Source organism: Polaribacter ponticola (assembly GCF_026191475.2).
Lineage (GTDB): Bacteria > Bacteroidota > Bacteroidia > Flavobacteriales > Flavobacteriaceae > Polaribacter > Polaribacter ponticola.
This window is the reverse complement of sequence record NZ_JAOSLC020000004.1, coordinates 102,446-126,308: the sequence shown is the minus strand read 5'-3', so window position 1 is coordinate 126,308 and position 23,863 is coordinate 102,446. Positions and strand designations below refer to the sequence as shown.

At 28.9% G+C, this 23,863-nt stretch carries 17 protein-coding genes and 3 pseudogenes; 6 read left to right on the top strand and 14 right to left on the bottom strand.

The genetic code is table 11. The features are described from left to right. Positions 1-34: 34 nt before the first annotated feature. From rlmD to N5A56_RS16920, 4 genes and pseudogenes are all read right to left on the bottom strand, one after another. Positions 35-1,488: pseudogene (rlmD, locus tag N5A56_RS16935) on the bottom strand (23S rRNA (uracil(1939)-C(5))-methyltransferase RlmD). 101 nt (positions 1,489-1,589) lie between these two features. Further along, positions 1,590-2,285, bottom strand: a complete 696-nt coding sequence (locus N5A56_RS16930; protein ID WP_265724361.1) for a YiaD family glycine zipper/OmpA-like lipoprotein — start codon at positions 2,283-2,285, stop codon at positions 1,590-1,592. A gap of 17 nt (positions 2,286-2,302) precedes the next feature. Continuing rightward, positions 2,303-2,779 carry a hypothetical protein gene (locus N5A56_RS16925; RefSeq protein ID WP_265724362.1) on the bottom strand — a complete coding sequence of 159 codons (477 nt, stop codon included), beginning with the start codon at positions 2,777-2,779 and terminating at the stop codon, positions 2,303-2,305. Between the two features lie 300 nt (positions 2,780-3,079). Next, positions 3,080-4,231 (bottom strand): mechanosensitive ion channel, encoded by a 1,152-nt coding sequence (locus tag N5A56_RS16920; RefSeq protein WP_265724363.1) that lies wholly within the window; start codon positions 4,229-4,231, stop codon positions 3,080-3,082. Between the two features lie 193 nt (positions 4,232-4,424). Here N5A56_RS16920 and rocD point away from each other — a divergent pair, with 193 nt between their 5' ends. Next, positions 4,425-5,669, top strand: coding sequence for an ornithine--oxo-acid transaminase (rocD, locus tag N5A56_RS16915; protein ID WP_265724364.1), 1,245 nt, complete (start codon positions 4,425-4,427; stop codon positions 5,667-5,669). Positions 5,670-5,774: 105 nt separating this feature from the next. Further along, complete coding sequence (locus N5A56_RS16910) at positions 5,775-6,224, top strand: DUF5362 family protein (protein ID WP_265724365.1); 450 nt, start codon at positions 5,775-5,777, stop codon at positions 6,222-6,224. Positions 6,225-6,288: 64 nt separating this feature from the next. Here N5A56_RS16910 and N5A56_RS16905 read toward each other — a convergent pair whose 3' ends face one another. The 5 genes and pseudogenes from N5A56_RS16905 to N5A56_RS16885 all read right to left on the bottom strand — a co-directional run bounded on the left by N5A56_RS16905 (position 6,289) and on the right by N5A56_RS16885 (position 9,993). Then, positions 6,289-7,044, bottom strand: a complete 756-nt coding sequence (locus tag N5A56_RS16905; protein ID WP_476445312.1) for an AsmA-like C-terminal region-containing protein — start codon at positions 7,042-7,044, stop codon at positions 6,289-6,291. A gap of 203 nt (positions 7,045-7,247) precedes the next feature. Beyond that, on the bottom strand, positions 7,248-8,753 hold the full coding sequence (locus N5A56_RS16900; RefSeq protein WP_274270620.1) for an AsmA family protein: 1,506 nt from the start codon (positions 8,751-8,753) through the stop codon (positions 7,248-7,250). 270 nt (positions 8,754-9,023) lie between these two features. Continuing rightward, positions 9,024-9,356 (bottom strand): CCC motif membrane protein, encoded by a 333-nt coding sequence (locus N5A56_RS16895; protein ID WP_265724367.1) that lies wholly within the window; start codon positions 9,354-9,356, stop codon positions 9,024-9,026. 12 nt (positions 9,357-9,368) lie between these two features. Continuing rightward, on the bottom strand, positions 9,369-9,644 hold the full coding sequence (locus N5A56_RS16890; protein WP_265726086.1) for a DUF2752 domain-containing protein: 276 nt from the start codon (positions 9,642-9,644) through the stop codon (positions 9,369-9,371). A gap of 26 nt (positions 9,645-9,670) precedes the next feature. Further along, positions 9,671-9,993: pseudogene (locus tag N5A56_RS16885) on the bottom strand (YbaB/EbfC family nucleoid-associated protein). 144 nt (positions 9,994-10,137) lie between these two features. Here N5A56_RS16885 and N5A56_RS16880 point away from each other — a divergent pair. The 4 genes from N5A56_RS16880 (at position 10,138) to N5A56_RS16865 (ending at position 15,280) form a co-directional block, all read left to right on the top strand. Next, on the top strand, positions 10,138-12,252 hold the full coding sequence (locus N5A56_RS16880; RefSeq protein ID WP_265724368.1) for a S9 family peptidase: 2,115 nt from the start codon (positions 10,138-10,140) through the stop codon (positions 12,250-12,252). Positions 12,253-12,349: 97 nt separating this feature from the next. Beyond that, complete coding sequence (gene capA, locus N5A56_RS16875) at positions 12,350-13,345, top strand: cysteate synthase (protein WP_265724369.1); 996 nt, start codon at positions 12,350-12,352, stop codon at positions 13,343-13,345. 81 nt (positions 13,346-13,426) lie between these two features. Further along, positions 13,427-14,674 (top strand): cysteate-C-fatty acyltransferase, encoded by a 1,248-nt coding sequence (capB, locus tag N5A56_RS16870; RefSeq protein ID WP_265724370.1) that lies wholly within the window; start codon positions 13,427-13,429, stop codon positions 14,672-14,674. Positions 14,675-14,911: 237 nt separating this feature from the next. Continuing rightward, positions 14,912-15,280 carry a hypothetical protein gene (locus N5A56_RS16865; RefSeq protein ID WP_265724371.1) on the top strand — a complete coding sequence of 123 codons (369 nt, stop codon included), beginning with the start codon at positions 14,912-14,914 and terminating at the stop codon, positions 15,278-15,280. Here N5A56_RS16865 and uvrB read toward each other — a convergent pair. The 5 genes and pseudogenes from uvrB to N5A56_RS16840 all read right to left on the bottom strand — a co-directional run bounded on the left by uvrB (position 15,275) and on the right by N5A56_RS16840 (position 23,863). Further along, complete coding sequence (uvrB, locus tag N5A56_RS16860) at positions 15,275-17,263, bottom strand: excinuclease ABC subunit UvrB (protein ID WP_265724372.1); 1,989 nt, start codon at positions 17,261-17,263, stop codon at positions 15,275-15,277. The genes N5A56_RS16865 and uvrB overlap by 6 nt on opposite strands. A 67-nt stretch (positions 17,264-17,330) precedes the next feature. Beyond that, positions 17,331-21,794, bottom strand: coding sequence for a T9SS type B sorting domain-containing protein (locus N5A56_RS16855; RefSeq protein WP_265724373.1), 4,464 nt, complete (start codon positions 21,792-21,794; stop codon positions 17,331-17,333). Between the two features lie 44 nt (positions 21,795-21,838). After that, positions 21,839-22,684: an ABC transporter permease gene (locus tag N5A56_RS16850; protein WP_265724374.1), complete on the bottom strand. Its 846-nt coding sequence runs from the start codon at positions 22,682-22,684 to the stop codon at positions 21,839-21,841. Positions 22,685-22,701: 17 nt separating this feature from the next. Next, a pseudogene (locus N5A56_RS16845) lies at positions 22,702-23,601 on the bottom strand (ABC transporter ATP-binding protein). A 130-nt stretch (positions 23,602-23,731) separates the two neighbouring features. Beyond that, entirely contained in the window at positions 23,732-23,863 is a 132-nt protein-coding gene (locus N5A56_RS16840; protein WP_265724376.1) for a hypothetical protein, read from the bottom strand.

Below are 23,863 nucleotides of genomic sequence, written 5' to 3'. Positions count from 1 at the left end.
TTAGCAAATATGGATATTTCTAAGATTTCGAACTCTAACCTTTCTCAAACAAAACAACAGTCTCTATATGACTTGTATGAGGAAATTGATCTACCAAACTAATTTTTTTAATTTTGTAACCGGCTTCACTTAACAATTCTGTATCTCTTGCTTGTGTTGCTGGGTTACAAGAAACATATACCATTCTATCAGCATTTAAATTGATGATTTTCTGTAATGTTTTAGGTGCAATACCTGCTCTAGCAGGATCTAAAATAATTGTTTTAATTTTATCTTGATACTCTGGATGTGCAATTAAAAATTTACCAACATCTGCCGCATAGAATTTTAAACCCTCAATATTGTTTCTTTTTGCATTTTTCTTTGCATCTTCAATAGCAGAAGCTACAATATCTACACCAACTATTTTTGCATTTTCACTTCTAGAAGCTACAATTTGTCCTATAGTTCCTGTACCACAGAATAAATCCATAACTACAGTATTGTCTACTTTAGTTTTGTCTTCTAAAACATATTCTACCACTTTAGAATATAATTTTTCTGCACATTTAGGATTGGTTTGAAAAAGCTTTTCATGCTGATTTCAAAATTTAAACCTAATAATTCTTCTACAATTTTATCTTTTCCAAACACCAGTTCTAAACTTCCAGAAGTAGCAATCGTTCTATCACCAGTTTCATCGTTTATTGTATGTAATAAACCAGCTAAACGATTTCCAAAAATATCCTTTAGAAAATTAGCAAACGTGTTTAAATCAAATTTATCTAGATCTGGAGAAGTAGTTACTAAGTTACATAATAGCTCATCTGTTTTAAAAGATTTTCTAACTACAAAATAACGAAAGAATCCTTCTTTTTTAGGGCCATGCCAAGGCTCTAACCCCGTTTCTATACAATACTGACGAATATTTTTTAGGTTGTCTTCCATTTGTTTATCAAACAAACCAGAATCTTTTTCAAGATTATCTCCCATCCACCAAACACCACGTCTTTTAAAACCTAGTGTAAATTCGTCTTTATCGGTTTTGTTAATTCTATCATAACCAATTGCAGAAAAACCATATTCCATCTTATTTCTATAATGAAATACGTTTGGAGACGATATAAATTCATCATATAAATCTTCTATATTTTCTACTTTACCAATTCTTTTAAAAAGAGATAATGTACTTTCTTTTTTATATTGATGTTGTAATTCTAGTGGTAATTGAATGTAAGGAGCTCCAGGAATATCTTGAAAAGGAACTTCTACTTCGTTTTCTGAAGGCTCAATAACATCCATTAGTTTAGCTTCTGCGTATTTTTTACTAGATTTACTAATACGAACTTTTACCAATTGACCAGGTAATGTATTGGGAACAAAAACAACAAAACTACCTTCTTCAGAATGTATTCTTGCAATACCTTTTCCTCCAAAAGCGTAATCTTCAATTCTTAATTCTAAAACTTGATTCTTTTTTACAAATTTATTTCGTTCTCTACGTGGCATTTTCAGTTATTTAGAAGCTAGCAAAATTAAGGAAAATATAGCTTGAAGAAACAAAAAAGGCTACTCAATTGAGTAGCCTTTTAGTCAAATATATATTTTAGTTAATTTCCGCCTTCTTTTTTTGCATTTTTAACCATTTCTTCATTGGCAACAATTGCAAACTCAACACGTCTGTTTTTACTTCTTCCTTCTGCAGTTTCATTGGTAGCAATCGGGTCGTTAATACCTAAGCCTTTTGTTTTAATTCTTAAAGCATTAATACCATTTGTTGCTAAATAATTTTTTACAGAACTAGCTCTTTTAGCAGAAAGAGATTGATTATATGTTACACTACCAGTACTATCTGTATAACCATAAATAACAATATTTGTGTTTTCATAATTATTAAGTACAGGTATTAATTTTTGTAAATTAGCTTTTGCTGCTGATGTTAAATTAGATTTGTTTGTTGCAAATCTAACAGCATTTTCACCTAAAGTTAACATAATACCTTCACCAACTCTTTCTACATCTGCGCCAGGTAAAGCTTCTTTAATTTCACGTGCTTGTTTATCCATTTTATTACCAATTACACCACCAGCTACACCGCCAATAACACCGCCTAATATTGCACCTAATTCTGAGTTTTTCTTATTACCAACATTATTTCCAATTACTGCACCTAAAATAGATCCTGCTGCTGCACCAATACCAGCACCTTTTTGAGTATTGTTTGCATTTTTTATTGCTTTACAAGATGATAATGTGCTTACAGATATAAATATGGCTGTTAAACTATAAATTATTGTTTTTTTCATTGTGTATTTTTTTAAAATTATTTTCTTTGAAATGTGTAAGTAATATTTTTAATTTCTCCAGCAACGTTTATTTTGTCAACTAAATCAAAACTAGTTTCAGATACATTTTTTATATCTAAAACATAGCCATTATTTACTTCTTTTGCTTTATAATTATTGATAAATTTAAAAACAAAATTGCCTTCTTTATTTATATACCAAGTAATTGGAGAGCTGTAATCTTTACAAACGCTACTAGAATTATTTAGTTTCATTTCTCCTTTATTATTGTTTGAAATAAAACTCCATTCGCTATTAATTAAGCATTTAGAATCTCCTAAATTAAAAGAAGTAACATTTATATAATTAGATCCAGGAAAGTTAACTCCAGAAATAATCCAATTTCCTTTTAGAATTCTCTCTGTTTTGTTGTCTAACTTAGTATTACCTACAGAAGTAGATTTACAACTAATAATAACAGTAAGTAGTAAAATTAGAATTGTTATTTTTTTCATTGATAAATTGGTTTTTAATAAGTTTTATAATAAAAATTTATAAGTTTATTTTTAAGACACAATAGATGCTTAAAAGGTCACTTTTAAGATACGAAAAGTAAAGTTATTATTTTAAAAGATTACTATTAAATAAGTATTATTTGTGATATAATTTTTATAATAAAATTGTGTTTTTTTAGTCGTAATTTTTAGAACTATTTACTTTTTTTAATAAAAAAAATAGATTTTTTAGGGCTTTTATAAAAAAAAACACCTTAAAAAATAATTTTTAAGGTGTTAAAATTTATATAGGCTCGTATATTATTTATTGAATTTTTCTAAAATTTTTGTCATTTGTTTTCCAGCAGCTTCACGACCACCTAACCCAAAAGATAAAACAATTGTTAATGCAACTGCACTTAAAGTAATACCAAATGCTAGGTTTATAATATCGTCTGCAATACCCATTCTTCTTAAACTTATTGCTAAAAAGATTGCTAAAACCGCTACTTTTATAACGTTGCCAACAAATATATTATCACCAGATTTCATAAAGCTCTTAGAAGCTATGTTTGCAATCCAATTTCCTATTGCTAAAATTACTAATCCGAATAAAATGTTACCACCAAGATTTACAATGGTATTCATCATTTCTGATAATTTAGAAAATTCTAATTTTTCTATAGCAGTAATAACACCAAATAAAACAATAAATGCATAAACAATATTTGCAATTAGTTTTTCAACATTCGTTTTACCTAACAAACCATCTAGATTAGCACTTTTTAATACTTCATTTAAATTTAAGCTATCTAATAAGTCTTTTATCAATCCGCTTAAAAATTTACCACCTACAACAAATATTATAATGATAATTGTTGCTACTAAAACTTTAGGAATTGCCTCAAAAAAGCTTTGTAACATATCTGTAGCTGGTTCAGAAACAGCTGTTAAATTTAAGATATTTAAAGCAGATATTAATAAAGGAATAAATATAAAAATAAATACAACTTTCTTTAATATGGTAACTAAGTTAATGTTTTCTGGCAAGTTTAGTTTTGGGGCAAACTTTTTTATGGTGTTACCAGAAAGACCAACTAATTCAGATACGATTGTTGCCAACATATAACCAATGTAACCAACTAAACCAGCTCCAATTATATTAGGTATAAAATTTGTAAAACCGTTTAATAAATTTTTAACAGGTTCTAAAACACTTGTCATACCTAACTTTTCTAAAGCTAGCATAAAAACAAACATCATAATTAGAAAGTAAATAATTTTTGATATAATATCGCTAATTTTTACTTTACTAGTTAATTTATCGTCTATACCAGATTTTTGTAATAATTTTTTTATAACTTTTTTAAGAACTCCAGCAAGTAGCCATCCTAAAATTATAATAATTAATGCTGAAATTGGCGCTCCAAAGCTACCTGTAATTTGATTGTACGTTTCTAAAATTTGATTCATTTTCTGTTTTTTTAGTTAATTTTTGTTATTTGTTAAGACACTAAAAAATAAATAAAGTCACTGATGAAAAAAATCATACTTTTGTAGAACTTCGAGGATGATTTCTTTCCCACGCTGAATTTTCAGTTAAAGCTGAAAGGATAAAGGTAGAACAGGAATGGTTATTTAATTATAAACATTTAAAACAAAACAAATGGCTGTTTTAGACAAATTAACTTCGCAACAAGCGATTGAATTAGAAAACAAGTATGGAGCTCATAACTATCATCCACTTCCAGTGGTGTTAAGTAGAGGAGAAGGAGTACATGTTTGGGATGTAGAAGGTAAAAAGTATTACGATTTTTTATCTGCTTATTCTGCAGTAAACCAAGGACATTGTCATCCTAAAATTGTAGATGCAATGATAAATCAAGCAAAAACATTAACGCTTACATCTCGTGCATTTTATAATGATATGTTAGGTAAATATGAGAAATTTGCTACTGAGCTTTTTGGTTTTGATAAATTATTGCCAATGAATACTGGTGCAGAAGCTGTAGAAACAGCTTTAAAACTAGCAAGAAAATGGGCGTACGAAGTAAAAGGAATTAACGAAAATAAAGCAGAAATAATTGTTTGTGAAAACAATTTTCATGGTAGAACAACTACAATTATTTCGTTTTCTAATGATTCTGTAGCAAGAAAGAATTTTGGTCCATATACAAAAGGATTTCTTAAAATTGAATATGATAACCTACAAGAATTACAAGAAGCGTTAGAAAGTAGTAATAATATTGCAGCATTTTTGGTTGAGCCAATTCAAGGAGAAGCGGGTGTTTATGTGCCTTCTGAAGGATATTTAACTGCAGCAAAAAAATTATGTAAAGATCATAATGTATTATTTATTGCAGATGAAGTACAAACAGGTATTGCAAGAACAGGTAAAATGTTAGCGGTAGATCATGAAAATGTAAAACCAGATATTCTAATTTTAGGAAAAGCATTAAGTGGAGGAGCGTACCCTGTATCTGGTGTTTTGGCAGATGATAATGTTATGGATGTTATTAAACCAGGTAATCATGGTTCTACTTTTGGAGGAAACCCAATTGCAGCTGCAGTTGCAATTGCTGCATTAGAAGTTGTAAAAGAAGAAAATTTAGAAGAAAATGCAGAAGCTTTAGGTAAAATTTTTAGAACTGAACTAGCAGAATTTGCTAAAACAGCAGATTTAGTAAAATCAGTAAGAGGTAAAGGGTTGCTAAATGCTGTTTTAATTAATGATACTGAAGAGAGTTCAACAGCTTGGGATATTTGTATGAAACTAAGAGATAATGGTTTATTAGCAAAACCTACTCACGGTAATATTATACGTTTTGCACCACCTTTAGTTATGAATAAAGAGCAATTAATGGATTGTATTTCAATAATAAAGAAAACTATTTCTGAATTTAAGAAATAATTTTTCTTATGACATATATTAGCCACTATTTCACAAAATATAATTTGTGTTTTAGTGGCTTTTTTTATTATTTTTGAAATTATAATAATTAAATAAATTTATAATATGATAGGAAATCCGATTACTCAATTAGAGCAAATTACCATTAATAATAAATCTAAATCCTTTTTAAAAGAGATTGCAAAATGGGCTTTCTTTTTATCTATTCTTGGTTTTATAGGAATTGCTTTTTTAGTAATTTTAGCTTTATTTTCTAATCTAATATTTGCAACCATTCAGCAAGCACAACCACAAGCTTTTCCAATTGATTTAGGAATGACAATGACTATAACTTATTTGTTTTTAGGTGTTATTTATTTTTTTCCTGTATATTATTTAATGAAGTTTTCTACAAAAATGAAGAAGGCTTTGGCTTCTAAAAACGATGAAACATTAGCTGATGCGTTTGAACTTTTAAAATCTCATTATAAATTTATAGGAGTTTTTACAATAATTTTATTGTCTTTATATGTGATGTTAATTGTAGTAACTTTAATCAGTGGTTCAATATTCTAAAACAATTTTTAAAATTTAAAAAGGGAAAAATGTAAACTTACATTTTTCCCTTTTTTTACATGTTTTAATTACCCTTTTTCTTTTTGAGCAATCCATTTAAAAGGTTTTTAACTTTATCTCCATTGTTATCTTTTGTTGTTTTTGTGGAGTCTGTTTTATTTCCACCCAATAAATTAAGTAGTTTATTTTTTCCTTTACCAATAAGGCTTTGTTTTTGTTTTTCAACCAAATCTTTTATTAAATTAGAAGTTGCATCTTTTAAGTTTGTAGTAAAACTAGGACTAGAAAAACTACCAATTAAATTAGCTTTTACTGGTACACTTTTAATTTCGGCAGCATCTTTAACAGAAAGTTTAGAAATGATGTTTGTAACATCTGTACCTAAATATTTTACAGGTACATCAAATACAAGATTGTAATTCATCGTATTATCAAAATTATGATTTCCAGATACTTCTATACCTATATCTTTATATTTTAACGGTATTGGTTTTACATTTACTTGTCCGTTATTAAAAGAAAGAAAAGCATTAATTCCATCTAAGTTTAATTTATCAGTATTTAAAAAAGAAAGTTTGCTACCTAATAAGCTTAAAGATTTTGAATTGCTAGCATTTAATTTAGGGTTTAATAATTTTCCAAATAAATCTCCAGTAATCGTTTTTAAGTTAGGCGTCATATCCTTATTTAAATTACCAGAAAGATTAACTGTAGAATTTATTTTTCCTTCAATAGTCTTCGCAATAGGAGCTATAGATTTTAGAATTTCTAAGGTACCAAAAGATTCTGCAATGTTTAACTCTTTTAAATTTAAAGCCATATTAAATTTAGAAGTATCACCTTTTGTAGAAACTTTACCCGTAAAAGCAATATTACCACCATAAACTTCAGATTTTAAATTTTGTAAGTCTACAGATTCATCTTTAACATAAATAGTTCCCGAAACATTTTTTAAATTAATATTATCATAAGTTACATTTTTTGCATTTGCATAAAACTTACAATCTAAAAAAGCTGGTATTTTTAACTGCTCTGTTTCTCCTTTTTTTCTGTAGAATTTTCATTTGTTGTTAAAAAATCTGAAACTTTAAAGGTGTTAGATTTTAGTGTAAAATCTCCTTTTAACACTTGGTTTTTAAATAGAAATCCATAAAAATTATCTAAATTACCGGTAATTGAAACATCAGAATCTCCTGTTTTAGCATCAAATTCATTTAATTTAATTGTATTTGTGTTAAATGAAATTCTGGTTTTTTTAATGTAAAAAGCTTTTGCAACATCTTTTCCATCATATTTAAAATTGCTCACATTTATTGTACCTGCATTTTTTATGTTTTCATATTTTCCTTTTTCTATAGAATTCATATCAAAAATGGTAGAAATATCAGCATTTAAAATACCAGATAAATCTTTTTCTAGCGCAGGATAAACTTTACTAATATTCGCTAAATTAACAGTTCCTTTTGCAGCTATATTTACTTTTGGATTGGTCGTTATTTTAGCAACACTTCCATTAGCAGAAAAAACATCTTCATCAATTTTAAAAGTAAGTTTATCAACGTTTACATACGTATCTTCAATTTTACCTGTTTTGTTAATAATTTTCGAAGCGATGTTTATCTTTTCTACAGATTTAGGTAAATCATCATATTTAAACATGGCATTTTTAGATGAAAAAGAGATGTTAAAAGTAGGAATTCTATTGTCTGATAAAGTACCTTTTACAACACCATTTAAATCGAAATTACCAGCAGTTTTTATAGTTTTTAAATTACCTGAATATTGTTTTGGTAATAAGGCCAACAAGTTTTTAAATGAAGAAGTTGGTGTTTTAAAATTGATATCATACAACTGGCTATCTGCTACTAATTGAATAAAACCATTAAATTCTAATGGCAATTGATTAATATAACCCGTATTTTCTTTAAATGTGTATTTGTTGTTTTTTAAGTCGATACCTAAAACAGCATTTAATGAGACTGCAACATCATGTAAATAATTTACTTTATTTAAATCTAAAGAAAGAATTGCTGTAGATTTTGTGTCTAAATCTAAAATTTCTTTGGCAAAATTTCCTTTACCAGTATGGTTTATATTTTCTAACCTCATAACCAAATCAGAACTTCTATCTATATAGTTAAAATTGATGTTTTCTAATTGATATTCTTCTATGTTAAAAGAAAACGAATTACTTGAGGTTTCTTCCTCTGTAGGTTTATCTTGTTTAATTGCGATATCGAAATTGCCTTCATTTTCTTTATTAAATATAATATTTACTTGTCCGTTTTTTGTAGCAATACTTTTTAGTTCTATAACTTCATCAGCTTTTTTAAAAAGCTCAGTAATTTTCATGCTTAAATTTAATTCTTTAGCACTGTATAAAGTGTCGCCAATAAAAGGAGCTTTATTTGCAATATTAATTTCGTTAACAGTAATACTTGCTAATGGAAAGTTTTTTAGTAAACTTAAATCTGCCTCTTTAAATGTAACAGTTGCATTTATGTTGTTATTAATGGTATTTGCAACCATTTGTACAATTTTATCTTTAAATAAAAAAGGTATTGAAAATAACGCTATTATGAACACTAAAAGTGTTATAACAACCCACTTTACAATTTTTTTATTGTTGATTTCTTTTCTGTATTCATTATTAAAAATAAGTATTTAATTTTTTTGTGAATGCAAAGTTATCATTTACAATAGATAAACTATGTTTACGTAACGTTAATTATATTTTTAGCACAAAAAAAATGCAACTCTTACTGAGTTGCATTTATGTTTTATGATTAAAAAGTAAGTTTATTTACCTAATATTTCGTTCATTCTTTGTTGCATCAATTCTTGGTCCTGCATGTTTTCCCATCCAATTTTAGAAATTGCCCAAACAATAACAAGAATAAAAGCAAGGTTTAAAACGATACCTACAATACCTAAAATTTTACCAGCACTTGCATTACCAGAACTTTTATAATTTTCTGGGTTTTCATTAAATACTTTTAGCGCTTTATTACCAAGTACAAATGCAACAATACCAAGAGGTAGTCCTAAAACACCATAACATATACAAGTTAATATAGAAAATATTCCTAAAACTAGTGATACTGTTGCATTGGGTAAACTTTGTCTTTCCATTTTATTTTTTAATTAGAGTGTAAATAGATGTTTCATTTTAATAAAATAGCTTATTAATATTATCAAAACATTTATAATTGCGAAAGTAATAATTATTTTTCTACTGTTTTTAAACTTGAATTTTAAATTTAGAAGCAAAAATATTGCAAAAAGCAATAATGTATAAATTGCAGGATATATGTTAAAAGCAGCTGTAAAATTACCTTTTACAACATGTATAAATGCTCTTTGAAAACCACAACCAACACAATCTATACCAAACAGTTGTTTGTTTAAGCAAGGCAACATGTAATCTTCTAAACTCAAAACTTAAATTATTTAAACATATCCATTCCTGGTATATTTGGCATTCCGCTTTTTGCAGCAATAGCCATTTCGTTTTCATTAATTTTAGAAGCTTTTTCAATCGCTTTATTTAAAGTGATAATTAAAAAATCTTCTAATTCTTCGGCATCATTAAGTAAAGAGTTATCAATAGAAATCGATTTTATTTCTCTGTTTGCAGTAAGTGTAACTTTTATTTTTCCATCTGCAGAATTTTCATCAACCAAAACAGAATTTAATCTATTTTTAGTTTCTTCAACTTTTTTTGAGCATCTTTAAGTTTACTCATCATTCCAGAAAGGTCTCCTAGCATATCTTTTTTATTTTAATTTATAATAAAAACAAAATTAGTAAATTGATGCTGAATTCAAACAACAAAAAAATGAGAAAATTTATGATAAGCTCAATGCTTTTTAGTCTTATTTTTACAGTCGCTTGTAAAAACGAAACTAAAAATATGAAGAGTACAGATGCAAAATATCCTGTAGCTGAAATACAGCCAACAAAATTAGAGAAACACGGAGATATTAGAATAGATAATTATTTTTGGATGCGTTTGTCTGATGCCCAAAAAAATGCAGAAACTAAAGATGAACAAACTAAAAAAGTTGTTAATTATTTAGAAGCAGAAAACGAATATTACGATAAGGTTACAGATTATACTAAGAAGTTTCAAGAAGATTTATTTGAAGAAATGAAAGGTAGAATTAAAGAAGATGATTCTTCTGTACCTTATAAAGATAACGGGTATTTTTACATAACTCGTTATGAAACAGGTAAGCAATACCCAATTTATAGTCGTAAGAAAGGAAACTTAGAAGCTGAAGAAAAAATTCTATTTAATGTAAATGAATTAGCAGAAGGGCATGATTATTTTCAATTAGGAGGTTTAAATATTTCTCCGGATAATAAAATGGCAGTTTTTGCAACCGACACGGTTAGTAGAAGACAGTATATTTTAAAAGTAAAAAATTTAGAAACCGGTGAAATCTATGAAGATAAAATAGAGAATACTACTGGTGGTTCTGTTTGGGCAAATGATAATAAAACCATTTTTTACACAAAGAAAAACCCCGAAACATTAAGAAGTGAAAAGATATTTAGACATGTTTTAGGAACATCTACTACCGATGATGTTGAAGTTTTTCATGAAAAAGACGATACTTTTGGTACTTATGTAACAAAATCTAAATCTGACGATTATATAATAATAGGTTCTTACAGTACACTTTCTACAGAAGCGCAATTTTTAGATGCAAATAATCCTACAGGTAATTTTACTGTTATCCAAGAGAGAGAAAAAGATTTAGAATATAATGTTTCTCATTATAAAGATCATTTTTATATGTTAACCAATAAAGATGATGCTACAAATTTTAAGTTGATGAAAACCTCTATAATTAATACTTCTAAAGAAAATTGGGTAGATGTAATTCCGCATAGAGAAGATACTTTATTAGAAGATTTTTCAATATTTAAAGACTATTTAGTTTTAGAAGAACGTACAAATGGTTTAAATAAAATTCGCATTAAACGTTGGGATAAAAAAGAAGATTACTATTTACCTTTTAATGAAGAAACGTATGCGGCTGGTGTTTTTGGTAATCCTGAATTTGATACAGATATTATAAGATACTCTTATAACTCTTTTACAACACCAAGTTCTGTTATCGATTTTAATATGAACGATAAATCTAAAGAAGTAAAAAAGGAGCAAGAAGTATTAGGAGGTAAGTTTAATAAAGATAATTATGTAAGCAAACGTGTTTGGGCAACTGCTAGAGATGGTAAAAAAGTAGCTATTTCATTAGTCCATCATAAAGATACAGAACTAAATGAAAGTACACCTTTATTACAATATGCTTATGGTTCTTATGGTTATACAATTCCAGATAGTTTTTCATCTACTCGTTTAAGTTTATTAGATAGAGGCTTTGTTTTTGCTTTATCACATATTAGAGGAAGTGAATATTTAGGTAGAGAATGGTATGAAGATGGTAAAATGTTGAATAAGAAAAACACTTTTACAGATTTTATTGATTGTTCTAAATTTTTAATTGAAAATAATTATACATCAGCAAAACACTTATATGCAATGGGTGGTTCTGCAGGAGGTTTATTAATGGGTGCAATTATAAATATTAATCCAGAATTATATAATGGAGTAATAGCTGCTGTACCTTTTGTAGATGTAATTTCTACAATGTTAGATGATAGTATTCCGTTAACAACTGGAGAATATGATGAATGGGGAAACCCGAATGATAAAGAGTATTACGATTATATAAAATCGTATTCGCCTTACGATCAAGTAGAAGCAAAAGCATACCCAAATATGTTGGTTACTACAGGTTTTCATGATTCTCAAGTACAATATTGGGAGCCTGCAAAATGGGTAGCTAAGTTAAGAGAACTTAAAACGGATACTAATTTATTAATGTTACGTACTAATATGGAAGCTGGTCATGGTGGCGCATCGGGTCGTTTTGAAGCATTAAAAGAAACAGCTAAAGATTATACTTTCTTCTTAGCATTAGAAAACAAATTGGGTGTAGAGTCAATTAAGCTATAAAATCAATTTTGTATTTCAATAAGGATGTGTATTTTTGCATTCGAATCAAAAAAACCAGATTCTTTTAGAATTTGGTTTTTTTGATAAACAGAATAGAATGACAAGACACCAAGGAATTACTGAAAATATATTAAAGTTAGTAGGAGAAACACCATTAGTGAAACTACATAATATAGCAAAAGATTTTAAAGGTTCTTATTTTGCAAAGTTAGAAGCATTTAATCCAGGACATTCTGCTAAAGATAGAATTGCATTACATATAATTGAAGATGCAGAAAGAAAAGGAATTATAAAAAAAGGATCTACAATTGTAGAAACTACTTCTGGTAATACTGGTTTTAGTTTAGCTATGATTAGTATTGTAAAGGGCTATAAATGTATATTAGCTGTTAGCGATAAATCGTCTCAAGACAAAATAGATATGCTAAAATCTATGGGAGCAGAAGTACATGTTTGTCCTGCAAATGTGCCAGCTGCAGATCCAAAATCTTATTACGAAGTTGCAAAAACCATTCATAAAAAAACTAAAAACTCTGTTTATATAAATCAGTATTTTAATGAATTAAATATTGATGCTCATTACAGAACTACAGGACCAGAAATTTGGGAACAAACTGGTGGTAAAATTACACACCTAGTAGTTGCTAGCGGAACAGGTGGTACAATTTCTGGAACCGGAAAGTATTTAAAAGAACAAAATCCTGATATAAAAATATTAGGAGTAGATGCAATTGGGTCTGTTTTAAAGAAATATCATGAAACTGGTAAGATTGATATGAACGAAGTTTCACCTTATAAAATAGAAGGTTTAGGTAAAAACTTAATTCCTACAGCTACAGATTTTGATGTAATTGATGTGTATGAAAAAGTATCTGATAAAGATGCAGCTTTAACTGCAAGAGAAATTGTAAAAAAAGAGGGGATTTTTCCAGGATATACTTCTGGCGCAGTTTTACAAGCAACAAAGCAATATGCAGATTTAGGAATGTTTACAAAAGATAGTTTTGTAGTACTTATTTTTCCAGACCATGGTTCTCGTTATATGAATAAAATTTACAATGATTCTTGGATGAAAGAACAAGGATTTCTATAAAATTATACTATTTATTTATCAATTTGAATAACTGCAAAAAAAGCGGTTTCTTTGTAGTTCGTAAAAATCAAAAACAGAAACATGGCGATAGATTTATTTGAAAGAATAAAAGAAGATAAAGGACCTTTAGGAAAATGGGCTAAACAGGCAGAAGGATATTATGTATTTCCTAAGTTAGAAGGACCAATTTCTAACAGAATGTCTTTTAATGGCAAAAAAGTAGTTACTTGGAGTATTAATGATTATTTAGGTTTAGCAAATCATCCAGAAATATTAAAAGTTGATGGAGAAGCTGCTGCAGAACACGGTATGGCTTACCCAATGGGAGCTAGAATGATGTCTGGGCATACTAAATTTCATGAGCAATTAGAACAAGAATGTGCTGAATTTGTTGAAAAAGAAGCTGCTTATTTAGTTAACTTCGGATATCAAGGTATGGTTTCTGCTATAGACGCTTTAGTTACTAAGAATGATATTATCGTTTATGATATGGACACGCATGCCTGTATTATAGATGGTGTAAGATTACACGCTGGTAAACGTTTTGTGTATAAGCACAACGATATGGAGAGTTTTGAGAAAAATATTAAGCGTGCTAAAAGAATGGCAGAAAAAACTGGAGGAGGAATTTTAGTAATTTCTGAAGGTGTTTTTGGAATGCGTGGAGAGCAAGGGCGTTTAAAAGAAATTGTTGCTTTAAAAAAAGAATACAACTTTAGATTATTAGTAGATGATGCTCATGGTTTTGGAACGCTTGGAAAAGACGGTAAAGGAACAGGAGTAGAGCAAGGAGTACAGGATGAAATTGATGTATATTTTGCAACTTTTGCAAAATCTATGGCTGGTATTGGTGCATTTTTTGCTGGTGATAAAGATGTAATTCAGTACTTACAATACAATATGCGTTCTCAAATGTTTGCAAAATCTTTGCCAATGGCAATGGTTAAAGGAGCATTAAAACGTTTAGATATGTTGCGTACAATGCCAGAATTGAAAGCTAAATTGTGGGAAAACACTAATTCTTTACAATCTGGTTTACGTGCTGCAGGTTTCGATTTAGGTACAACACAAACCTGTATTACTCCAGTGTTTTTAAAAGGAGAAATTCCTGAAGCAATGGCAATGGTGAATGATTTACGTGAAAATCATGGTATATTTTGTTCTATTGTAGTGTATCCTGTAATACCAAAAGGGTTAATTATTTTAAGATTGATACCAACAACAACGCATACTCAAGAAGATATAGATGAAACGATTACTGCTTTTTCAGCTATTAGAGAGAATTTAGAAAATGGTACTTATAAAAAAATTGCAGCAGCAATGATGTAGTTTTATTTTTTTGAAAATAATTTTTAATACAAAAAAGGTAGTAATTTTAATTGCTACCTTTTTTTATTTTCAAATAGAATGAATTTTTATTTAGTTAATTTTTTTGGCTTACTTTTTGAGTATTATTGATGTATACATACTTTTATGAAACAGTTTATTATTTTATTTTTTTTACTTTTTTTTATCACGGGCTCTTCTTTTTCAAATGAAATTGAAATAAAAGGAGATTTTTTTAAGATGAAAGTTTATCAAGACAAAACCATTTTAATTAAAAAAATAAAGGATAGAATTGGTTCTTTAAAAAATAAAAAAGAAAAACTAATAAAGTTAAAAAAATGGTCTGAGGCTAAGGAGAATGTATACGTTAAACAAATTTCTAAACTAGAAAACGGGTTAAAAAAATTAGGCTATAAAGAAACAAAAGAATTATCTGTAAAAGAGAGGGTTAAGAAACTACAAAAAGAACTTAAATTCTTAAATAACAATAAAACGAGTCAGCAAAATAGAAATAATTGGTCTAAAAAAGATGAATTAAAATATCAAGAAAAAGCAAAGGTGTTTATTGATAGTATTATCAAGTTAAGAATGATTAAAAATAAACTATAAACGCTCTTTTAAAATAGCAATTTCATCACGTAATTTAGCGGCAACAATAAAATCTAAACCTTTTGCAGCAGCTTCCATTTGTTTACGTTTTTCCCTTATACGTTTTTCGATTTCTTCTTTAGGTAAATATTGTAAGTCTTGCTCTGCAGCTTTTTGAATAGCATTATCATAATGATAACTAGAAACAGCAGACTTAGATAAAGTATCATCAATTTTTTTATTTATTTGAGTAGGAGTAATGTTGTTTTTAGTATTGTATGCTATTTGTTTTTCTCTTCTTCGTTCGGTTTCATCAATTGTTTTTTGCATACTATTGGTCATTTTATCAGCATACAAAATTGCCAAACCATTAACGTTTCTTGCAGCTCTACCAACAGTTTGTGTTATAGATCTATGGCTTCTTAAAAAGCCTTCTTTATCAGCATCTAAAATGGCTACCAAAGAAACTTCTGGTAAATCTAAACCTTCACGTAAAAGATTTACACCAATAAGTACATCAAACAAACCTTTACGTAAATCTTGCATAATTTCTACACGTTCTAAAGTATCTACATCAGAATGAATGTAACGACATCTAATAGCAACTCGAGTAAGGTATTTTGTTAATTCTTCTGCCATTCTTTTAGTAAGTGTTGTTACTAATGTACGTTCGTCTTTTTCTACTCTAATTTGTATTTCTTCAATTAAATCATCAATCTGATTTAAACTGGGTCTAATTTCTATTATTGGATCTAATAAACCTGTTGGTCTAATAATTTGTTCTACAAATACACCCTCAGTTTTTTGTAACTCATAATCGGCTGGAGTAGCAGATACAAATATGGTTTGATTTTGGATTTCTTCAAACTCTTCAAACTTTAAAGGCCTGTTATCCATTGCTGCGGGCAATCTAAATCCATATTCTACAAGATTTTCTTTTCTGCTTCTATCGCCACCATACATTGCATGTGTTTGGGGTACTGTTACATGACTTTCATCAATAACCATTAAGTAGTCGTTTGGGAAATAATCTAATAAACAGAAAGGTCTTGTTCCTGGATTTCTACCATCTAAATATCGAGAGTAATTTTCTATACCAGAACAATAACCAAGTTCTCTAATCATTTCTAAATCGAATTCAGTTCTTTCTTTTAGCCGTTTAGCTTCTAAATGCTTGCCTATTTCTTTAAAGTAGTCAACTTGTTTCATCATATCTTCTTGAATTTGATGAATCGCATTCTGTAGTACATCAGGAGAAGTAACAAACAAGTTTGCAGGATAAATGGTTAGTTCTTCGAAGCTTTCTATTACAGTATTATTCTCTAAATCAAAAGATTCTATTTCTTCAATTTCATCACCAAAAAAATGAATTCTATAGCCATTATCTCCGTAAGAAGGATAAATAGTAACTACATCACCTTTTACTTTAAAAGTTCCGCTTTTAATTTCTATTTCTGTTCTTGAATATAAACTTTGAACTAATTGATGTAAAAATTTAGTTCTAGCTATTTGTTGACCAACTTCTATAGGAATTACGTTTTTCTTAAATTCTACAGGATTTCCAATACCATATAAACAAGAAACAGAAGCTACAACTAAAATGTCTCTTCTTCCTGATAATAAAGATGAGGTTGCACTTAGTCTTAATCGTTCAATATCATCATTAATAGAAAGATCTTTTTCTATATAAGTACCAGTAACAGGAATGTACGCCTCAGGTTGATAATAATCGTAATAAGAAACAAAATATTCGACAGCGTTTTCAGGGAAAAATTGCTTAAATTCTGAATATAACTGCGCAGCTAAAGTTTTATTATGTGCCAAAACCAAAGTTGGCTTTTTTACTTCTTTTACTACGTTTGCTACAGAAAATGTTTTTCCAGAACCTGTAACACCTAATAAAGTTTGATATTTTTCGCCTGCTAAAATACCTTCGGATAGTTGTCTTATAGCTTCCGGTTGATCTCCAGTAGGAGAAAATTCTGATACTAACTTAAATTCCATAATGTAAAAATACGGATACTTTATATAAAAGTATCCGTATTTTAAGATGTATTCTTTTTTGAGTTTTTTACTTTCTCAGAAGGGAGAAATGTCCTTTTTTGTTAATTGTTGGTTTAGTATTATCAGCAGGAATTAGTGTAATACTGTACCAATAATCATCTGATGAAAGTACTTTACCATTATATGTTCCATTCCATCCTTGTCCGTCTATTGGGCTTTGTGCAACTAATTTACCATATCTATTAAATATATTAATACTACTGTTTGGATAAAAAGTTTTATTTGCTCCTTTAACAACCCAAGTATCATTTTCACCATCACCATTTGGGGTAAAAAATTTAGGAAATTGTATTACAGAAACTAATAATGTAGTGTCTGGAGAACAACCGTTTTTATCATTTACAATAATTGTATAAATACCACCTTCTAAGTTTTCAAAAAGTGGTTCGTCTTGGAAACCTATTGAGGGGAATCTATCATTATTATCATTATTTAAAACGGCAAACTGATAATCTCCAGGTCCTAAATCATTATCTAAAGTATTTATAGAAATAGATAAATTATTTTCACTTCCAATATTGTTACCTTCATCTATAATAGTTACGTAGCTTGCTTCTAAAGTAGCAGGATTAGATTCATTAATTACAATATCTTTTGTTCTTGAGCAATTAGTTCCGTTAGTGGTGGTAGCTGTAACGCTATAAGTATCTCCACTTGTAACATTTAAATCTTGATTTGTACCTAATAAATCTCCATTTAAGTTTCTCCATTCATAAGTATAAACTGTATTTGGATTCTCAGCAGAAATTGTTAGAGGTAAATCATTTAAACATAAAATTTGTGGGGTTGTTACCATAAAATCTGGTAAAGGATTTACTATAACTTCAAAAGTTGCATCATCATTTACACATAAGGTTACTTTATTTTGAATTCTTACAAAGATTGTTTCTGTTGAATTTGTATTTGTATATGGTGATGTAATAGCAGAGTCTCCAGAAGCAGCATCAGCTTGAGAGCTATGAAAAGTTACAATATAATCATCTTGATCTTGACTTGTACCTAAAATGTTAGTTATTTGAGAATCTAAATCTATAGTTTGTATAACTCCATTTGTGTCATCTCCATCTAAATTGTTATCACAATATGATAGGTTTGAAATGGTTTCAAAAATAGGTTCTGGATTTATGATAACATCAAAATTAGATATTCCATTAGCACACATTGTATCAGAATTATAAACACGAACAAAAATTGTTTCTCTGTTAGGTGATAAATTAGAGTATGGAGATATTAATGGATTATCTCCTGCTTGAGCTTCTGTTAAAGAACGGTGGTATGTTACATTATATAAGTTTGGGTCTTGGCTACCTAGAATTCCTGCAGATTGGGATTCTAAATCTATTATTTGAGAAAAACCGTTTCTAGCAGAACCATCAGTATTATCATCACATACTTCTAAATCATTAACAAAATTTGCAACGGGTAATGGATTTACGATAACGTTAAATGAAGTATGATCTGTAAAACAACCGGTAGTATTATTAGTAACTCTTACAAAAATAGGTTGAGAGTCTCTTATTGTATTCGCAAATGGAGAGGTTATTGGATTGTTTCCAATATTAGCATCATTACTATTTAAGTAATAAGTAACTGTAAAGTTAGCAGGATCTTGTCCATTTAAAATAGTTGTATTTTGAGATTCTAAATCAAAAGTTTGTACAATTCCATTTGTAGGATCACCATCATTAGTATCATCACATAATTCTAGATCTGGAACAACTTCTGCTGTAGGAACAGAGTTTATTTCTAAGTAAAACTCTCCTAAACCTTGACAATTATTATTAATTGTACTTAAAATTTTATAATAAATAGGAAATTGAATTCCCTCTGGAGTATTTGTAATATCAATTTTATTTAAATCATTTCTATAATTAGTAACATCGATTTCATTTAATGAATTTGTTCTATCGTTAGAATTTTCATAAAAGAAAACCTCTGTATTTGCAGGTGGGTTTATACCATTAATTATAGCATTTAGGTCTAGCGTAAAGTTCGTTATATTATCTGTATCATCATTCATTCCTGTTATATCATTTCCATCAGCATCTAAAAAATCATCACAAACAGGAGTTTGAGTTTCATTGTAAGGGTTGTTTGGAGTTTGCCCAACGTTAATAGTTAATTCAATTAATTCTCTAGCGCATTCAAACTCTGAAATAACTTTTACATAAACAGATTGTGTAGTATTTACTTGTACTGGAAAAGAAGTAGGGTCTGTAATTAAATTTGTTCCAATGGCATCTTCATAATATTCAAAACGAATATTTAAGGTCTCGGAAATTGAACTTTCTGCCAATGTTAAATTTACTGTAGGGTTGCTATTTGTATCGCTAATACATTGGTCTAATGTAGGGTTAGGTTTTAATGTAGGTAAAGGGTCTACAATTAATTCTAAAAGGATACTTGAGTCGTAACAATCTATATTGTCTTTGTTTTCTATTCTTACGTATACAGTTTGTGATGTTGAAACTGTATGGTTTGCTTTTTTATCAATTAGCGTTCCAGGATCATTTGTATCTGCGCCGTTTTGTGTAGTATGATATGTAATATTGTATTGGTTCGGATCTAAACTTCCAAAAATTTCAACATCTTTAGTGTTTAGTAAAAATGTGTTTATGATTCCATCTGTATCACTAGAGCTTTCTATATCATCACATATTCTATAAGGTTCTGGTTGAGTAGGAACAGGTAAATCTGTTACAGTTAAAGTAAAACTTGTGGTATCAAAACATGCTTCGAAAGCATTTTTATTTTGCACTCTAGCATGGATAGTTTGTGAACTAAAAGCAGACGGGTTTGTATAAGGGTTTGTTAAAGGATTATCTCCAGAATTAGCATCAGCAAGAGAAGTAAAATACAAAACTTCAAAAATTGCAGGATCTAATCCGTTTAAAATTTCAGCATTTTTATCAGCTTGAAAATCAAATGAATTAAATCCGTCTCTATCTGAATCACAAAAAACTATTGACTGAGGAGCAGAAGCAGAGGCAGCATCAAAAACTTCAATATTAAAAGTACCATCAAATTGAGTAATATTTCCACAATCATCAGTTAATTCAATTTTTAAAGCGTAAGCCCCACTATCTGTTTTATCTAAATTATTTAAAGTTAGGCTAGAAGTATTTGATACAGTTGAAGTAGTAGTTCCGTTATCAAATGTCCACTCATAAGTTATGTTATTACCTATAACTGGTTCTGGAACAATGGTTTTATTGTCTCCAACACAAAATTCTAAATCCTGGTCATTAATTTCTTGGTTAGTATCAGAATCTGTTATTTTTATTGGTAATAGTAGTGAGGATATGAAAGGAGGTAATCCTTGTGTAGATTTTTGCCCGCCTAAATTTATTGCATTTTTAGTGAAAACAACATCAGCAGCGGCAGCATTGGGGTTTTCTATAACATCTAAAGAAGTAGCATCTCCATTAGTATCGTCATAAGCTAGCGGAATAGTTGCATAAATTTTTCCGTCGGGTCCTAATTGTAAAGCTCCTCTATATCCAGTTTGTTCATGAATTATAGTTTTTGAAGCTTCAATATCTGATGCTGTTAAATCATATTGGAATAGTTTATAAGTGGTTGCAGGTGCACTTAAATCTTGTCTGAAGCCAGAAGCTGAAGAAACATAAAGCTTCTCAGAATTCCGAGAAAACTCAACACCATAAGCTTCACCATCTTGAAAATTATTGAATAAAGAAATACCGTCATTTGCTATTATACCTGTTTCATTATCAAAACTATATAGTAACAGATCGTTGGTTGTATTTTGATTTGCAATAGCTAATTTTTGTCCGTTTGGAGATAGTTTTAAATAACCTCTAGAATTAACTGTATTATTATTAACTTGAGACTCTACAGGAGTAAGGTTCACACCATTTATATCAACTTTATAAGAGAAAAAAGAACGTGCAACTTTAGAAACTACCCAAAATGTATTACATTCTTTACCTCTAACCGCTGCTACTTTTTCTGTCCAACTACCAGAACTAGTTTGAATTTGAGCTAAGTTTTCTGAGAAATCACCATCACCATCTTCATCAATTAGTTGCCCGTTTCCACCGTTTAAAGACATATCTATTGTATATAAGTCAAACGCAGGATTGTTGTTGTCTCCAACTGTAAAAAGATAGTAGATTGATGTAGAACCTGGTTTCGGTATTATCATTCCGGATTGTGTACTAGATGGATTTCCTCTTAAATTATCTGCTGGCGTTCCATCTGTATATGTCATTTTCTGATGGTTTTTGTCATAAACAGTAATTCCATCAGAATAGAATAATAAGTTACCATTACCATCAGCAAAAGAAGAACAACCCTCTAGAGTATTTATTTGCCCATTTGTAATTGCAGTTGGAGGTGTAGTATTAAAGTCTATACCAGCATTTCTACCAAAATACCAAATGTTAGCCTCTTTTTGAGAAAATATATTTATAGTAAAAAATAGGAGTAAAAAAGGTAATAATTTCTTCATTTGACAAAGTTTGTTTTACAAACGTCAAATATATCTAAAAAGTATTACAAATCTCTCTTTTTTAACAGTGCATAAGACAAGTAAATAAATAGAAATGTCCAAAAAGAAACCACTAAGATTGTGGTAAATTCTACAGCATAACTTTTAGTGAAAGTTTCACCCATAGTATTAGCAGCAGATCTAACAGCTCCTAACCTCGAAAAAGGTTCTTTTATTAAATTTGTCATAGCTTCTAATGGTAGAAATTGCATAATAGCATCTACTTTATCACCAGTTTTATCTGCACTTCTAAAAGCCCAGTATAAGTATCCTTTAAACATACTTTCTACTATTAACCATACAAACATTGCGCCAACTGCAAAGGCAGATCTTTTAACCAATATTCCTAAGAATAAACCAAAAGAGAAAAAACCAACTAATTTTATAAAAAAGGCTAAAAGATAATCTAAATCTGAAATTATAATAGCAAACTCATTATAATCTGAATATACCAAGCCTAATACTAAAGAAACTACAAAAACAAAAACGGTAGAAATAGCTGCAAATGCAATAACTGTATAAAATTTAGATAAAATAAATTCTTTTTTACTTAAACCATCTATTAAATTTTGCTTTAACGTTTTGTAACTATATTCATTAGACATCATAGAAACGATAACTAATAATAAAAAGAATTTTAAAATTGCTGCTATATAGGTGTTAAAATGCCATATATAAGGGAAATTAAAAATCCCAGCATCTGCTAAATGGAGTTTAAAATCTCCAAATTCGAATTTTATGGCTGCAATTAGCGCAATAGAAGTTAGTAAGCCAAAGTATATTATCGATAATATTTTACTGGCTTTATTGTATCTTAATTTATGAAATTCTATGGTAAGTAGTCTTAGCATGACTTTTTTTAAGTTGATTAGTTGTTGTTTGTTAAATCTAAAAATTGCTGTTCTAAACTAGGTTTACGTTTTACAAGGTGAGATAAAACGAAGCCATTATCAAACAAATATTTATTGATTTCTGTTGAAGATATACCACGAATTAAGGTTGCAATTAATGTATCATGATCTTTTGTTATTTTACCAATCGCATCATGGTTTTCTAAAAGCTTAATTAATTCATTTTCTTTCTCATCTATTTTAAGCTCTAATAAACCGTTAGAAGCTGTTAATTCGTCAACTCTACCACTATATAGTTTTACTCCTTTTCTAATAACAACAACATGTGAACATACTTTCTCAACCTCATCAAGTAGGTGAGATGCTAATAAAATTGTTGTTCCGTTTGCTGCAATTTTTTTATTATCTGACGAATTTCATGAATTCCTTGAGGATCTAAACCATTTGTTGGCTCATCTAAAATTAAAATTTCAGGATCATTCAATAGGGCAGAAGCAATAGCTAAACGTTGTTTCATACCTAAAGAAAATGTACTAAATTTACTATCTCTTCTTTCAAATAGATTAACAGTTGTTAGTTTTTCATCTATTTTTTCAGTAGAAATGCCTTTTATTTTACAAATCAAAGCTAAGTTTTGAGTTGCAGTCATGTAAGGGTAGAAGTTTGGGCGTTCTATAATTGCACCTACTTTTTTAAGTGCATCATGTGTAGATAGTTCTTCCGTTAAACCAAGAAAAATCTCCTGAAGTTCTATTTACAACATTCAAAATAATTCCTAAAGTAGTAGATTTTCCACTTCCATTTGGCCCAAGTATTCCGTAAACATTTCCTTTTTCAATATCAAAAGAAAGGTTATTTACTGCATGAACTTTGCCGTATTTTTTGTCAAGATTTTTTAGAGATAAGATAGTTTCCAAAGAAATTGTTTTAGTCGGTTATATAAATTTAGACGACTAATTTACAATTTTGTTACGTGATTAGAGTGTAAAATTTTATTTATAAGAATAACTTTATCATAAATATGATATTGAGTTTTTTTAAGAAAACCTAAGATTCTTTTTTTGCTTGTTTCTTACCAGCTTTTCTTTCTGCCTTCCAAAAAAAACGTTTTCCAACTTTGCGTAAGTGTTTTCTCCACTCGCTATCAGAAGTTAAAACTCCCTTCTTTTTTGTACTCAT

Excerpts from the sequence above, each read along its gene's own strand:
- N5A56_RS16930 (WP_265724361.1), bottom strand. The coding sequence starts at position 2,285 with ATGAAAAAAACAATAATTTATAGTTTAACAGCCATATTTATATCTGTA.
- N5A56_RS16925 (WP_265724362.1), bottom strand. The coding sequence starts at position 2,779 with ATGAAAAAAATAACAATTCTAATTTTACTACTTACTGTTATTATTAGT.
- N5A56_RS16920 (WP_265724363.1), bottom strand. The coding sequence starts at position 4,231 with ATGAATCAAATTTTAGAAACGTACAATCAAATTACAGGTAGCTTTGGA.
- rocD (WP_265724364.1), top strand. The coding sequence starts at position 4,425 with ATGGCTGTTTTAGACAAATTAACTTCGCAACAAGCGATTGAATTAGAA.
- N5A56_RS16910 (WP_265724365.1), top strand. The coding sequence starts at position 5,775 with ATGATAGGAAATCCGATTACTCAATTAGAGCAAATTACCATTAATAAT.
- N5A56_RS16905 (WP_476445312.1), bottom strand. The coding sequence starts at position 7,044 with ATGGCTTTAAATTTAAAAGAGTTAAACATTGCAGAATCTTTTGGTACC.
- N5A56_RS16900 (WP_274270620.1), bottom strand. The coding sequence starts at position 8,753 with ATGGTTGCAAATACCATTAATAACAACATAAATGCAACTGTTACATTT.
- N5A56_RS16895 (WP_265724367.1), bottom strand. The coding sequence starts at position 9,356 with ATGGAAAGACAAAGTTTACCCAATGCAACAGTATCACTAGTTTTAGGA.
- N5A56_RS16890 (WP_265726086.1), bottom strand. The coding sequence starts at position 9,644 with ATGTTGCCTTGCTTAAACAAACAACTGTTTGGTATAGATTGTGTTGGT.
- N5A56_RS16880 (WP_265724368.1), top strand. The coding sequence starts at position 10,138 with ATGAAGAGTACAGATGCAAAATATCCTGTAGCTGAAATACAGCCAACA.
- capA (WP_265724369.1), top strand. The coding sequence starts at position 12,350 with ATGACAAGACACCAAGGAATTACTGAAAATATATTAAAGTTAGTAGGA.
- capB (WP_265724370.1), top strand. The coding sequence starts at position 13,427 with ATGGCGATAGATTTATTTGAAAGAATAAAAGAAGATAAAGGACCTTTA.
- N5A56_RS16865 (WP_265724371.1), top strand. The coding sequence starts at position 14,912 with ATGAAAGTTTATCAAGACAAAACCATTTTAATTAAAAAAATAAAGGAT.
- uvrB (WP_265724372.1), bottom strand. The coding sequence starts at position 17,263 with ATGGAATTTAAGTTAGTATCAGAATTTTCTCCTACTGGAGATCAACCG.
- N5A56_RS16855 (WP_265724373.1), bottom strand. The coding sequence starts at position 21,794 with ATGAAGAAATTATTACCTTTTTTACTCCTATTTTTTACTATAAATATA.
- N5A56_RS16850 (WP_265724374.1), bottom strand. The coding sequence starts at position 22,684 with ATGCTAAGACTACTTACCATAGAATTTCATAAATTAAGATACAATAAA.
- N5A56_RS16840 (WP_265724376.1), bottom strand. The coding sequence starts at position 23,863 with ATGAGTACAAAAAAGAAGGGAGTTTTAACTTCTGATAGCGAGTGGAGA.